This window comes from Virgibacillus doumboii (assembly GCF_902806455.1).
In the GTDB taxonomy this organism is placed as follows: domain Bacteria; phylum Bacillota; class Bacilli; order Bacillales; family Amphibacillaceae; genus Lentibacillus; species Lentibacillus doumboii.
Genome location: NZ_CADCWQ010000001.1, coordinates 499,788 through 513,181, shown reverse-complemented (window position 1 = coordinate 513,181; position 13,394 = coordinate 499,788). Strand labels below are relative to the sequence as shown.

General features: G+C 33.1%; 13 protein-coding genes. 3 read left to right on the top strand and 10 right to left on the bottom strand.

The window, feature by feature from the left end; translation table 11 throughout:
- Positions 1-265 precede the first annotated feature (265 nt).
- From tnpA to tnpC, 3 genes are all read left to right on the top strand, one after another.
- Entirely contained in the window at positions 266-592 is a 327-nt protein-coding gene (gene tnpA / locus G6R02_RS02395) for an IS66 family insertion sequence element accessory protein TnpA (protein ID WP_164667672.1), read from the top strand.
- Complete coding sequence (tnpB, locus tag G6R02_RS02390) at positions 589-939, top strand: IS66 family insertion sequence element accessory protein TnpB (RefSeq protein ID WP_164667671.1); 351 nt, start codon at positions 589-591, stop codon at positions 937-939. Before tnpA ends, tnpB begins: the two co-directional genes overlap by 4 nt.
- Before the next feature lie 67 nt (positions 940-1,006).
- Positions 1,007-2,584: an IS66 family transposase gene (gene tnpC, locus G6R02_RS02385; RefSeq protein ID WP_164670294.1), complete on the top strand. Its 1,578-nt coding sequence runs from the start codon at positions 1,007-1,009 to the stop codon at positions 2,582-2,584.
- Positions 2,585-3,205: 621 nt separating this feature from the next.
- On the opposite strand, the gene rfbB is transcribed toward tnpC, so the two are convergent.
- From rfbB to G6R02_RS02335, 10 genes are all read right to left on the bottom strand, one after another.
- The gene (rfbB, locus tag G6R02_RS02380; RefSeq protein ID WP_164667670.1) at positions 3,206-4,228 is read right to left on the bottom strand and encodes a dTDP-glucose 4,6-dehydratase; all 1,023 of its coding nucleotides are present in this window, start codon (positions 4,226-4,228) and stop codon (positions 3,206-3,208) included.
- A complete protein-coding gene (gene rfbD, locus G6R02_RS02375) occupies positions 4,229-5,083 on the bottom strand; it encodes a dTDP-4-dehydrorhamnose reductase (RefSeq protein ID WP_164667669.1) in 855 nt (284 codons plus the stop codon).
- A gap of 2 nt (positions 5,084-5,085) precedes the next feature.
- Entirely contained in the window at positions 5,086-5,646 is a 561-nt protein-coding gene (gene rfbC / locus G6R02_RS02370) for a dTDP-4-dehydrorhamnose 3,5-epimerase (RefSeq protein ID WP_164667668.1), read from the bottom strand.
- Positions 5,647-5,661: 15 nt separating this feature from the next.
- Positions 5,662-6,540, bottom strand: a complete 879-nt coding sequence (gene rfbA, locus G6R02_RS02365) for a glucose-1-phosphate thymidylyltransferase RfbA (RefSeq protein ID WP_164667667.1) — start codon at positions 6,538-6,540, stop codon at positions 5,662-5,664.
- Positions 6,541-6,666: 126 nt separating this feature from the next.
- Positions 6,667-8,205 (bottom strand): oligosaccharide flippase family protein, encoded by a 1,539-nt coding sequence (locus G6R02_RS02360; RefSeq protein WP_246202600.1) that lies wholly within the window; start codon positions 8,203-8,205, stop codon positions 6,667-6,669.
- Entirely contained in the window at positions 8,202-9,008 is an 807-nt protein-coding gene (locus tag G6R02_RS02355) for a sulfotransferase domain-containing protein (protein ID WP_164667665.1), read from the bottom strand. The genes G6R02_RS02360 and G6R02_RS02355 overlap by 4 nt, the downstream gene beginning before the upstream one ends.
- A 15-nt stretch (positions 9,009-9,023) precedes the next feature.
- Positions 9,024-9,794, bottom strand: a complete 771-nt coding sequence (locus G6R02_RS02350; RefSeq protein WP_164667664.1) for a sulfotransferase — start codon at positions 9,792-9,794, stop codon at positions 9,024-9,026.
- Between the two features lie 89 nt (positions 9,795-9,883).
- Entirely contained in the window at positions 9,884-10,831 is a 948-nt protein-coding gene (locus G6R02_RS02345; protein ID WP_164667663.1) for a glycosyltransferase, read from the bottom strand.
- Between the two features lie 156 nt (positions 10,832-10,987).
- A complete protein-coding gene (locus tag G6R02_RS02340) occupies positions 10,988-12,223 on the bottom strand; it encodes a DUF6337 family protein (RefSeq protein ID WP_164667662.1) in 1,236 nt (411 codons plus the stop codon).
- A 142-nt stretch (positions 12,224-12,365) separates the two neighbouring features.
- Positions 12,366-13,394, bottom strand: coding sequence for a glycosyltransferase (locus G6R02_RS02335; protein WP_164667661.1), 1,029 nt, complete (start codon positions 13,392-13,394; stop codon positions 12,366-12,368).

Below are 13,394 nucleotides of genomic sequence, written 5' to 3'. Positions count from 1 at the left end.
AATCGTGTAGCTAAGTTTTTTTTCATAGGTATCTACCTGATGAGGTGATGATTGAGGTCGAGGACAAACTATTACCCGCTTGCATATGGACCGAGGAAAAGGATTTAAATGATGATGAACTTGTTCGTTGAGTAATAGAGATTATTGATAGTCAACTAGAGAATAAAAGTTTTAGATAAGATGTAAGCGACAAATAGAATACACGTTTTAATCACAGGGTTACCATGCGATAATCTTCTTAGAAATTAATTCGGGAGGTTATGCAATGACCCTGAAAGACAAAAGAATAGAATGGAAAGCGCGCTATGACGACTGGAAAGAAAGCGGGCAAAGCATTGCTGAATGGTGTCGAGACCAAGAAATTAAGGTCCACCAAATGTATTATTGGGTTCAACGGTTTGAAAGAGATGTCATTTCTCCAGAAACGGAGACAACGGAAACGCAGTGGCTTACTGTTCAAGTGGACGATTACGCTGAAGACCAGGGACCCATCTTTATTCATGTTGATACCATTTCTGTTGAAGTGCGGCCGGGAGCAAATGTCCAATTATTGTCCGATGTCATACATATCTTGCAGAACCAAAACGGATGAACTTTCAATTTGATCGTGTATATCTGGCTCGCGGCAGCACGGATCTACGTAAATCCATTGACGGGTTGGCAGTGATTGTAAAAGAATGCTTTGACCTTGACCCCTTTTCCCCCAGCCTGTTCGTGTTTTGTAATCGAAAACGCGATAAGCTAAAGATTCTGCAATGGGAGAATAATGGGTTTTGGTTGCATTACCGGCGTTTGGAAAGAGGCACGTTCCATTGGCCATCCGAAAAGGAGACGGCGCCAATGAATATTACCCCGCGCCAACTTCGTTGGCTACTGGATGGTTTATCCATTGAACAAAAGCAGGCACACCGGGAAGTCAAAGCACGTACCATTCTATAAAAATTTGAAATATGGAAATATGGGAATTCGACTAGGCAAGTCGGATTCTTTTTCGTATACTTGTCGTATGGAAAATACAGCGCATACATCAAACGAATCAATTGAATATTTTAAAGCGCGTACGGAAAAGCTTGAGATGGAAAATGAAGCGTTGGAGGCGGAATTAAAATGGTACCAAGAACAATTTCGTTTGAGCCAACAACGCAGATTCGGATCTTCCAGTGAGAAGACCGACTCGAACCAGCTTTCGCTTTTCAATGAAGCAGAGACCACAGCTGATTCAACAGTTGAAGAACCAACTGTTGAGACGATTACATATAAACGCAAGAAACAGCGTGGACAGCGCGAACAAAAGCTTGAAAACCTGCCTACGGAAACGATTGAATATTGTTTATCCGATGAGGAACAGTTCTGTTCGTGTTGCGGCGGTGCATTGCACGATATGAGCAAGGAAGTGCGCAAAGAATTAAAGGTTATTCCTGCACAAGTGAAAGTTGTGGAACACGTGCGCCACGTGTACAGCTGTCGCCACTGTGAACGCTATGAAATTGAAACACCAATTGTGACAGCGAAAATGCCAGAGCCTGTTTTTCCCGGTAGTTTGGCCTCCCCGTCCGCAATGGCTTATACCATGACGCAAAAATATGTGGAAGGGATGCCACTGTATCGGCAAGAGAAACATTTGGAACGCTTCGGTATATCCATACCACGTCAGACTCTGGCTAATTGGATAGCGTACGGCGCCAATGCTTGGCTTGAGCTGATTTATAAAGAAATGCATGCCCGGTTATTGGAACTGGACATGGCCCACGCGGATGAGACGACATTACAAGTTTTATCCGAGCCGGAACGGCCCGCAACATCAAAATCCTATATGTGGCTGTATCGCTCCGGGCATACCGATGTTCCCATCGTCTTGTATGATTATCAACAAACCCGGGCTGGCAAACACCCCCGCCGATTCCTGGAAGGTTTCAAGGGATATCTGCATGTAGACGGTTACCCTGGCTACAACGGCTTAACCAATGTTACCTTGGTTGGATGCTGGGCGCATGCACGCCGTAAATTTACAGAAGCACTTCAGGCACTTCCTGAATCCGCAGCCACTACGTCTGTGAAAGCTAAAGAAGGCTTGGCTTTCTGTAATCAACTTTATGAAATTGAACGTAAATTAAAAGACGTAAGTCCAAAAGAACGCTATAAACAGCGTTTGGAACGCAGCCAACCTGTAATGGAGGCTTTTTTGGCATGGCTTCAAGAACAGACACCACGTGTACTACCCAAAAGTGCGTTAGGCAAAGCAATCAAATATTGTCGTAAACAATGGGAACATTTGGAGGCCTTTTTAGAGGATGGTCGTCTGGAAATTGATAATAACCGTGCGGAACGGTCCATCAAGCCTTTTGTGCTAGGTAGGAAAAATTGGCTTTTCAGTAATACCGCAAAAGGAGCAAGATCCAGTGCGATTATTTACAGTATTGTGGAGACAGCTAAGGAAAATGGATTAAATCCATTCAACTACCTCAGCTATTTGTTTGAAGAACTTCCCAATATGGATACGACGGATAAGGAGCAATTGGCTCAATACCTGCCATGGTCAGCAGCCCTCCCTCAAGAATGCCGCGTTCCTAATAAATCTAAATAAAGCATACTAGAAACCCCCATCTAAAAACTAGGTGGGGTTTATTTGTCGCTTACAACTAGAGAATAAAAGTTTTAGATAAGATAAACAGCCATTAGAACTATGTTCTAGTGGCTCTCTTTCGCGCAATTACCGGCTCAATCTATCCGCAATACTCATAAGTTAATCCGTCCGCTGAATAACACTACCCGATTTAATTAGTGTGTTATAACTTTTCCCCTCTCTTTTAACCCACTCATATTCCAATATTAATAATATTAATTATAACAAATGACAAACATAAAAAGACCTACGCATCCCTTCAACTATGCATAGGCAATCATACAATCTTGATTTCATTACCATTCATCATGTAGGTAACACCATTATTTATAACCGAGTGGTAATTGAAAATTAATTTAATCATATCAGCTAGACCTATCAATTAAACTATTAGTTTATCTTTATCTTACTTTACGAACAATAAAGGAATTATTTAATGGTATTGTCATTTATGTCTACATATCATTGTTAGTTTCACATGTAATTTTTCCTAAACTAATAGTTAATCTGATTTACTATATTTATCATTTCTTCAAATGGTATATAAAATCCTATTTTCAAATAGCGTTCTAAAAAATATATTTAACCTAATTTATATTGTTTTTTAAAGTAATTCCGATAGCCCTGGGATATTTTTTCATTCAACCATTCTACATTTTCTAAATACCACTGAATAGTCTGCGCAATACCTGTTTCAAAATCGTAAGTCGGTTGCCAGCCTAAATTCTCTAACTTAGTAGGATCTATCGCGTAACGTTTATCATGGCCTTTCCTATCTGTAACAAATTCAATTAATTCATTTGATTTACCTAGCAATTTAATAATAGATTGAACTACTTCCAGGTTAGTTTTTTCGTTATGTCCACCCACATTATATATCTCACCATTAGCCCCTTTATGAACTACAAGGTCGATAGCTGAACAGTGATCATATACATGCAACCAATCTCTAATATTTTTTCCATCACCATAAACAGGTACTTTTCTGTCATTTAAAATACGAGAAATAGTTAATGGTATTAATTTTTCTGGGTAATGAAACGGACCATAGTTATTTGAACATCGGGTTATATTTACTGGCAATTGATATGTCTTATTATATGATCTAACCAGCATATCGGAAGATGCTTTACTTGCGCTATAAGGACTATTAGGTTGTAAAGGTGTCTCTTCAGTAAAAAAGGTAGATGGATCAAAGTTAAGTTCTCCATAAACTTCATCCGTTGACACATGTACAAATTTTTCCACATTAAACTCTTTTGATGCATCCAAAAGCACCTGAGTACCAATAACATTTGTCCTTATGAATATGCCAGGATCTGTAATAGATCTATCTACATGACTTTCCGCAGCAAAGTGAACTACATAATCAAAATTAATCTTACTAAACAAATCAAAAACTGTATTTCTATCTGTAATATCCACTTTAATAAAATTATAATTTTTGTTTCCTTCAATATCTTGGTGCTTAGTTAATTCCCCTGCATAAGTTAATGCGTCCAAATTATAAATTTCATATTCTGGATATTTGTAGACAATATGTTGAACAAAGTTTCCTCCTATAAATCCAGCTCCACCAGTGACTAATACTTTTTTCTTTGACATTTAATTCACCTCATGTATTAATTCTTCCAGAAAATGCCCTAGAGCATGTTTCCAATGTGGTAATGGTTCAAACCCATTTTCAATTAATTTTTTTTTAGACATCCTTGAGTTTTTTGGTCTCTCAGCCTTAGTCGGGAACTGCTCAGTTGTGATTGTATTTATTTTCAAATCCTTTTTGCTTTGCTTAAATATCTCTTTGGCAAATTCCGCCCAATTACAGAAACCTTCATTCGTTGCATGATAAATCCCATATCTATCTGTTTGGATCATTTGCACTAATAATTTTGCTAGGTCAAATGTATATGTAGGAGAACCATACTGATCACCGACAACATTTAATTCATCATGGGTCTCGGATAAGCGTAACATCGTTCGAATAAAATTATTTCCGTTTTTACCAAATACCCAGGAAATTCTAACAATAAAATAATCATCTAAAAGTTCTTCTACTTTTTTCTCACCTTCAAACTTTGTAATCCCATATTGTCCAATAGGATTAGCCTCATCAGTTTCTGTAAAAGGTAATTTACCTGTACCGTCGAACACATAATCCGTACTGATGTACATAAAGATAGCATTAACCACCATGGCAGCTCTTGCAATATTCATTGTACCATCAACATTTACTTTCCAACAGGTTTCTTTATCGTCTTCTGCATTATCGACAGCTGTGTATGCCGCGCAATGGATAATAGCGTCAGGATTTAAATCGTAAACATATTGTTCAATATCATTTCTTTTAGTAATATCTAAGTCCTCTTTTCCAACTCCATGCATTTCCAATCCATGTTTCAATCCTTCTTGGACAACATCAAACCCTAGTTGTCCAGTGTATCCCGTTACTAGAATTTTCATATTTATCCCTCAAATGTGAAGTTATTTTCTGCCTTTTGTAATGTTGTCGCATTATTATCTTTATCTGACAGAACTGGTTCAGTTATAATTGGCCATTTAACTGCAATCGTTTGGTCATTCCAAATGATACTTTTGTCACAATCAGGGGCATAGTCATTATCCACCTTATATTGAACCTCTACATCTTCAGTCAACGTTACAAACCCATGAGCGAATCCTCTTGGAACTAATAGTTGCTGTTTATTTACTGCAGTCAATTCAACTCCTATCCACTTCCCATAGTTTGGACTTCCTTTTCTTATATCTACTGCGACATCAAAAATGGAACCTTTTGTACACCGGACCAATTTGGTTTGAGCTTTTGGATTTAATTGATAATGCAAACCCCGAAGAGTACCTTTTAAGGGGGAATACGAGTGATTATCCTGTACGAAAGAAATTTCAATCCCAACTTCGATTAGTTTGGTGTAATTATGTGTTTCCATAAACCACCCACGATGATCACCAAAAACAGTTGGTTCAATAATTTTTACCTCAGGTAAGTCAGTGTCTTTTACCTTCATAACTTTCACCCCTAATTAATACTTGATTTCCCCATTTGCTACTTTTAATAGATATTGTCCATAACCAGTTTTCTTAAATTGTTCACCTGATGAAATAAGTGTATCTTTAGTTATCCAACCATTCAGGTAAGCAATTTCTTCAGGTGCAGAAATTTTAATTCCCTGATGTTCTTCAATCGTTTGAACAAAGTTGGTTGCAGCAACTAAACTTTCATGAGTCCCAGTATCCAGCCACGTATATCCCCGGCCTAATAGCTCTACTTCAAGTTCTCCTAAATGTAAATAAGCCTCATTAATCGAAGTGATTTCAAGTTCTCCTCGGTCAGAAGGTTTAACATTTTTGGCAATATCCACAACACGATTATCATAAAAATATAAACCCGTAACTGCGTAATTTGATTTTGGTAACTCAGGCTTTTCCTCGACACTTAAAACCCTTCCATTATCATCAAACTCAACTACGCCATACCTTTTAGGATCTGGTACGTGGTAACCAAAAACAGTCGCCCCCTTTTCTTTTTGTGCAGCCCTTAATAAAATTCGTCTGAGACCACTACCATAATATATATTATCACCTAAAATCATCGCAACTGAATCTTCCCCAATAAAGTCTTCACCTAGCGTAAATGCCTGTGCTAACCCATCTGGTTCTTTCTGAATTTTATAGTTTATCTTAACCCCAAACTGGGCACCATCTCCTAATAGGGAATTATATCTTGGCGTGTCATCGGGAGTAGAAATTATAAGTATTTCATTTATCCCTGCCAACATTAATGAAGATAAAGGATAATATATCATAGGTTTGTCGTAAACAGGCAGTAATTGCTTACTTGTTACCATGGTTAGCGGATAAAGTCTGGTGCCGGAACCCCCCGCTAATATTATTCCTTTCATATTACCCAACCCCTTCTGTAAATTAATAATTCATCAACAATTTTGACATATTATAAAGATTACCTGATATACTTTTAATTGGATGATTTATCCATCATAGAACGCATTGAATTTAACACTCAGATATCAATGTTTTTTAAATGATAGTGTTTTTTTCAACGCATTTAAATAATCACTTATTGTGTTTTTTTCTCCTATGGTTAAACCACCGAAAAATAATAGTGCGCAAAAATAGGATATAATTACAATTATACTTACTAAAGTAACATTCAGAATATCATTATTAATAGTAAAGAAATTAATATAAATAAAACCTAAAATTAATGATATAATTGTACAGGGTACTAACCGCCAATATTCTTTATTATATGGGAACAAGTTTAATTTCTTTTTAACAATAATTAATTTTGAAATATTGATGATTATAATCCCTAAACTAACGGAAAAAGCTGCACCAGATAATTCAAAGTATGGTACCAATATAAACATTAAAATCATACTCAATACAATAGTCATAATATTAGTTAGTAGATTAGTTATCTTATATCCCGTCATCATTAAAAGAAAGCCTACCGAACCAACTATTACATTAAAAAACTGCCCAATCAACAATATGATTAATATATTTTGATAATCTTCATAATAGTCACCAAACAAACTTAGCAATTGCTTACTGCTTAACAGTAGTATGAGAGCAACAGGCATACTTATTGATATAATCCATTTCGTGGATTTCTGGTATAGTACACCAAGTTGTACCATGTCATTATTTTTATATGACTTACTAAATAAGGGAGCTATAACTCCAGTAATCGATGTTAAAATAAATGCTGTGAAAATAGCTAAATTCATAGAAATTTTATATATTCCTACACTTTCAGTTGAAAGCAAAATACCCAAAACAATTAACAAAACAGTATTAAATGACTTATTAACTATGGATGTAGACATATAAGTGGGTGCGCTTTTAATTACATCAAAATACAACCTTTTCTTATAGCCACCAAGGTCTATTGACTTATATTTTCTAAAGCTCCCTCTATACAACATATATGAAAGCAACCCGCTTATAACAAAACTACACAAATATATCAAAGAAGCTATAAGGAGCAAATTATTACCAGAAAAATTATATAAATAACATAATAAAAACAAGAAAGTTAAAAATATGAAATATATTCCTTTGTTTGTTACTAACGGTATGACCGATTGCTTATAATTAAGAAGGGCTCTGTTAGCACTTAAGGTTAGATACATAATGGCTTCAAAAAAAATGCTTATACTAAGAATTATCATAATAACAGTTATATAGGGAGTAACTTTTATCCCAAATATTGCATTTAAATCAATAAATAAAACTATTGTAATGGAAATTAATGAAAGAATTGTTACCCATAAAAATGATGTGCGTAAAATCATTCTTATTGTTACCTTATCATCACTATTTCTGGGAATTAAATATAATAATGTGTTTTCAATGCCCCCTCGTCCAATTACAGCACCAAACATTATAATACTTGTGAGTAATGTGAATAAGCCAAAGTTTTCTGGGGATAGAATATTTGCAAGAATTAATAACGCTAAAAAATTTAATGCAGTAGTACTCAAATTTCCTAACAGTAAAAATGCTCCTCCATTAACCAGTCCCGTACTTTTATTAGTCACCAATTATAATTTTCTCCAATCAACTTATATAATTCTTCGTTAAAAGGCGCAAAAAAACTTTCTAGTTTCTTTTCTGTAACTACATTCATTTTATTGCCAGGATTACCTGAATTATGGACTTCAAAAGAATAATTCTCCCATTTATTTACTCCGATAAATTCCTCTATTTTTCTCATATGACTTTCAGTATTTTCATAAAAATTTTCGCTATTTAAAATCAAAAAGTTTTCTTTCGGAAACAAGGTCATCCATCGTTCTAGTTGACTTACATATATTCCCCTGCTAATATACGAAAAATCCTGAACGAGGGAACTATGGTCTATTTCGCCTTTATTTAAGGCTTCGAATTCATGATGTATTCTATTGTCTTCCTCATCAATTGCATTCTCAAAAGACAAAGGTTCAATTCCTCTTTTAACCATCATCTTATAATGGGAATAGGCTCTATCTACCGGGTTTCGCAACAATACTATAAACTTAATATTTTTTGAGTCTTCTCTAATCCGGTAGGGAACCTTAGGGTGAAATAAATAATATGGAGTTGCCTCACCCTTTATAGTATTAGTAATACTAGGATGAAAATGGGCCTTATACCAATTTAGACCTTTTTCATAATTGGCATCGTAATAATGTACCTCTTTAGCTATCGATCCAGAAATTTTCGGATGTTGGATTAAATATTCATATAATGATGTAGTCCCCCCCTTTTGAGCACCTATAATTATAAAATCTGGGAGCGCTAAATCAGTACTGAAATTTGATCGAAGCACAAAATTAATCTTTCTTTTAATTCTTTTTATCAAACTCAATACCTCCAACTAAATATAATATCTTAAAAGTCTCCAACACAATTCCATTATTAGTTTTACACTTTTAACGGGATGCATTAAAGCCTTTTTATAAACTTTTCGTTTTTCTTGCCTTTTTAATTTTTGTCTTTCTTTATTTATCTCATTAACAGGCATTATTATTTCACTTGCCTTTTGTATTTGTTCTATAGTAGGTTGAATTTCCAAGAAATTAATAATATCAGTTATAACATCTTTATTCGGATTGTGAAAATCACTGTAATTTATATGAATTACATGGTGAGGATTACATGTTTTCAAGAAGTTTTGTAATGCATTATTATATCTATCAATTAATTTAAAACTTTTTCTAATAGGCATTAAGTTTCTTTTTTTTAAAGACTGTGAGACTTCCATATCATTACGATGAACACAAATATAATACGGATTTTTTAATAATTGATGATAACACCCTGAAAACAATGTAGTCCTTGGCTCTTTCCAACCCCATATTTTCTTCTTATTTTTGTTAGTAATTATATTTTCAATTTCATCATAGTGATTATTAAACGCTTTTTCCAATGCAGTTTTATCAGGCGGGAAATCCCATGAACCATTTGATTCCTTTAACATTAATTCGTTAATATTCAAAAAGTCCTCATCCTCGGCATGTCCATATGGATTTCCTGGTGTTGCACCAAGTAGTTTTTCACCCATATTAATGCCAATCGCCTGAAGAATTAATGCTATAGTAGAAGTTCCAGACCTATGCATTCCTAATACAACTATTTGCTTATTCATTTTGCCACCTTCTTATGAAAAAATAACTCATAACTATAATAACAGTAACCATCAGTGTCTTTACCATTGTCAGTTAAATATCATTGGCACTATTTCAAACGAACAAAATATGTAACGTATACATCACCTAATAACATTTTTAAACTAAGATAGTATTTAGAATATTTAACTAAACTTATCATATGGATAAAATTTTTACTTTCAATAAACTTAAGTCTTTTTGACAAGAATTTAATTGTGTTATTTAAGATTTTTAATCTTTTTTTGTCCAAAACGTCTTCATCAATCAATGTTTTTTTAATGTTATTTAACCAATAAATATTTTCACGAATATTTTTTGCTCTACCACTATTTTTCACTTTATATAGCATTGATTGACCTGACATCGTGGCATTTGAATCGTGCACTCTATGTTTAATCACAGGAATATTAACTGTATATGTACTATCCATGATAATACCCATCCTAAACAATTGTTCATCATGTCCTAAATTATAATTATTCATGCTATATACTGTATTTGCAAAATTCTTTTTTACGCACATTGTACATCCCAATGCATTTGTATGAATGAATTTTTTGGTAAACTCATTTTTTTTGACCGTACCACCAGTATTTACACTTTGTTTTTTTGAATTTTTATGCCTTAATGTGCCCTCAGCATCAACTATATCTGCCATACCGGATAAAACTTGAATATTCTTATTCGATTCAATTATTTGTGACATATTTTGAATTTTATTCCGATACCAAATGTCATCTTGATCTGAAAAAAATATTAACTCTCCATTTGCAGCTCTTGCCAAATCAATAAAATTTTTTCTCCAACCTTTATTATATTTATTTTTTTTCACTTCCCAATTCTTCAAATCATGATGAATAATAAACTTTTTTATTTTGTTCACAGTATCATCAGTAGATAAATCATCTCTAATCAACACTTCATCAGGCTGTCGCGATTGATTCATAATAGATAGCAATTGTTCCTCTATATATTTTTCACCATTATAGGTTGCAATTACTACAGATATCCTCATTATTTATCACCATCAATCATCAAATTAATTTTACTTAAAAAGTTTATTCTCTTCGACAACTATTTCCAAAATAATATAGTCCCCTCAAATAGCTAAAGCATCCTTATGTTCACCATATTTGTTGGAATTCCTATAAAAAATATGTGACTTTAATATTTACCTGATAATTAAATTGTTTTTTATGTTTCTACGTTTTTTGAATAAACCGGGTAACAAGAAACTATATATCAATAATTCCCACGTCATTGACAAAGAAAAATAATTACCAAAAAATAATAATAAACAGAAGGTCATAAATACAGAAGCGAATAATTTTAAGTTTTCCTCTTTTCGATAAACCGCCAAATTAAATATAAATTCAGAAATGAAACCTAATAAAAACATTATAAGTATAAATAACAATATATTTTCTAACGCATAAGTCAATCCAATAAAATTCACTACGTTGGAAGAAATCGGGGATTGTCCATAATAATTTCCTATTTGCCTAAACCCTAATTCAATATACTCAGGATTTATTGAATGACCATAAAAATAGTTTATAAACATATTTGGTAGCGCCATAAAGGAATTGATTAACCAATCAATTATATTGTAACCACTCAATCCTTGAGTTGTTATTAAGTTAAAATTAATAGTTCCTCCTGCAATATACCCCCAAGTATGATATGGATAGAACAGAGCATCTACATTAGAGTCTTTTATAAGGAACGAACCTAAATAACCTAATATAAATAAAGCAATGACACTTACAAGTGTAATTATTCCACCTTTCAAGAAATAAACTTTATTTTTAAAAGAAATATACAGATATATTAATAATACCATAGAAATTACATGGTATTTTGTAAAACTCAAAAAGGCTAGAAAAATCCCAAGAGAAACAATTAATATATTTATTTTATTTTTTTCCTTTAACCCATTATAAAATAATACAGCTAACAATGGATAAGCCGATATAAAAAGATGACCAATAGGACCATTAAGCCTCATAGTCTCAAAATCATTTGAGGTCATGTAGGCTAACCCGCCTGTAAAAAATTTTATTAATAGTTCAACAAGTCTAAGCAACAAAACAATAACGACATATACTTTTATTAGCTTTATATTTAATTGATAATCCTTATTTATTGATTGTTTTACAATAGATTGACCTAAAATAAATCTACAAAATAATGATCCTGTATAGAAAAGAATTATTACAAAAGCGGTTATAGTAATGACATCATTATTTATAGTATAAAAGCCGTATCTTGCAGCAAACCAATTATTAATAACTATAAGAATTACAAATGGGCCCATCACCAAAAAATTCACATTAAATAATCCATTATTGGTATTAAGCAAGGACGTAATAACAAACAAAAACAACAGTATTAAAAACCATTCCATTTTATATCCCCTAAAATTTTATAACTTATACACCATGTTTGTTAATAATTATTGATACGTTGAATAATATTTTTTAATCAACTATTTATGATTTTTCTACTTATTCAAAAAGCATCTTCACTAATTTATAATGTTTGACTTATTACTGGCAGATATTGTTATATAAGTAAGTATACTGATCAACAGGGTTACTAATAGCATACTGATAATGCCTATAGCTTTTAAATTCAAGACAATGTCTAATTTTGTCAACAAAATCATCAATGTTTCTTGAATTAAACAAAACCGTGCCTTCTTCTCTGATGCAAACGTCTGAGGCAATGGCAGGTATTCCGCATGAAATGGCTTCAGCAACCGATACTCCAAAACTATCTGTTGATGTTGGTCTTACAAAAACATCTGTATATTTAAATAAAGATACCAATGAAATATTTTTGTTATAAATCAGGAACCTTTGCTCAAGATTATAATCCATTATTTTATTTTTACATTTTCTAAGGTAGTTATTGTCTCTTATTTCAGGTACACAAAAAACAAAAATAATTTCTGGAATTCTAGCACATGCTTCAATGCACATATCTAATCCGTAAACATCTGTATTACTTTCATCTAGATATAATTTATAGGCATTTGCTACTACAACTTTTTTTGGCTTACTAATAAAATCAATAATTTCAGCTGGCAACGTTTCATTTAATTCAGATTCTGAAGGTGGTAAATACGTGTTCAAAACAGTGATTTTTGAATCTGGTATTTTGTTTTGCAATAGCAGTGTTTTAATTGTACTGGAGGGGGCAATTAACATGCTAAAATTTTTCCGTGCAATGTTGAAAAAAAATTTACTAGTAACAGATAACTCTTCTGGCCTAAAACTATGAACGGTATATATCATTTTCGTATTCATAAATCTACATAAAACTGACAAGATACAGCCCTCCATCCAGTTATTTAACTGGTAGTGCAAAATGCCATTTCTTGATAAGCTTACACAACCTAATAAATTGGTAAAATACTGCTTTATACTGATACCACCTTTGTTTTTTTGTGGGCGTAAGTTTATAAGTTCAATATTGTCATTATTTTTTAAAAGCGAATATAACCTTTTAACATGTACGGTGACACCACCAATCGGAGGTGGTATAGTACCAGCTATTATAACCTTTTTTTTCAT

What these genes read in the sequence shown, in the direction of transcription:
- rfbA (WP_164667667.1), bottom strand. Translation starts at nt 6,540, where the DNA reads ATGAAAGGAATAATATTAGCGGGGGGTTCCGGCACCAGACTTTATCCG.
- G6R02_RS02335 (WP_164667661.1), bottom strand. Translation starts at nt 13,394, where the DNA reads ATGAAAAAAAAGGTTATAATAGCTGGTACTATACCACCTCCGATTGGT.
- G6R02_RS02345 (WP_164667663.1), bottom strand. Translation starts at nt 10,831, where the DNA reads ATGAGGATATCTGTAGTAATTGCAACCTATAATGGTGAAAAATATATA.
- tnpC (WP_164670294.1), top strand. Translation starts at nt 1,007, where the DNA reads ATGGAAAATACAGCGCATACATCAAACGAATCAATTGAATATTTTAAA.
- rfbB (WP_164667670.1), bottom strand. Translation starts at nt 4,228, where the DNA reads ATGTCAAAGAAAAAAGTATTAGTCACTGGTGGAGCTGGATTTATAGGA.
- rfbC (WP_164667668.1), bottom strand. Translation starts at nt 5,646, where the DNA reads ATGAAGGTAAAAGACACTGACTTACCTGAGGTAAAAATTATTGAACCA.
- G6R02_RS02340 (WP_164667662.1), bottom strand. Translation starts at nt 12,223, where the DNA reads ATGGAATGGTTTTTAATACTGTTGTTTTTGTTTGTTATTACGTCCTTG.
- tnpA (WP_164667672.1), top strand. Translation starts at nt 266, where the DNA reads ATGACCCTGAAAGACAAAAGAATAGAATGGAAAGCGCGCTATGACGAC.
- G6R02_RS02350 (WP_164667664.1), bottom strand. Translation starts at nt 9,794, where the DNA reads ATGAATAAGCAAATAGTTGTATTAGGAATGCATAGGTCTGGAACTTCT.
- rfbD (WP_164667669.1), bottom strand. Translation starts at nt 5,083, where the DNA reads ATGAAAATTCTAGTAACGGGATACACTGGACAACTAGGGTTTGATGTT.
- tnpB (WP_164667671.1), top strand. Translation starts at nt 589, where the DNA reads ATGAACTTTCAATTTGATCGTGTATATCTGGCTCGCGGCAGCACGGAT.